Below are 477 nucleotides of genomic sequence, written 5' to 3'. Positions count from 1 at the left end.
ACGGACCTGCTGAACCGCATCCGAACGGCCGATGCGAAGCCTGACCCGGCCGAGCAGGTCGTGCTCCTCGCGAACGCCGTAGGGATTGCGCCGAATGACCCTCTCTTTCGCGTTTTCCTGCTCCACGTCGCCACAGCATCAGCAGCACATGATGCGACAGCGGCCCTGGCCGTCGCGGCCGGAACACTGGAGAGACGGGCAAGGAAACTCTCGGAGCAGAGCGAACGGACGGGCCACGCCTTGGAACCTACGGCGCTGTTGCGCGAATATGGGTGGATCTTGGCGGGTCTTGCTGCGGCCTCCTTTCTGATCGGTGTCACGGTCGGCGCGTTCGGCGGCACTTGGCTTTCCAAGAGCGGTCGAGCGCATCCTGGGGTGCCGGACTCCGCCGCTCTGGAGCGCAGCGGTCAGGTCTTGTCCCCAGGAGACCGAAAGGTGATCCTGCCGCTCCTCCAGCACGGCGAAGCCGCCCGTCTT

The 477-nt window shown here is 65.6% G+C and carries 1 protein-coding gene; it reads left to right on the top strand.

Annotated features, from left to right (window positions below; all coding sequences use genetic code 11):
* The coding region (locus tag AX750_RS26635; RefSeq protein ID WP_197432851.1) for a hypothetical protein at positions 1 to 477 on the top strand (477 nt) is incomplete at both ends.

The sequence above is a fragment of the Methylobacterium sp. CCH7-A2 genome, from assembly GCF_001557075.1.
GTDB lineage: Bacteria > Pseudomonadota > Alphaproteobacteria > Rhizobiales > Beijerinckiaceae > Allobosea > Allobosea massiliensis.
This window is presented reverse-complemented; position numbering and strand designations above follow the sequence as displayed.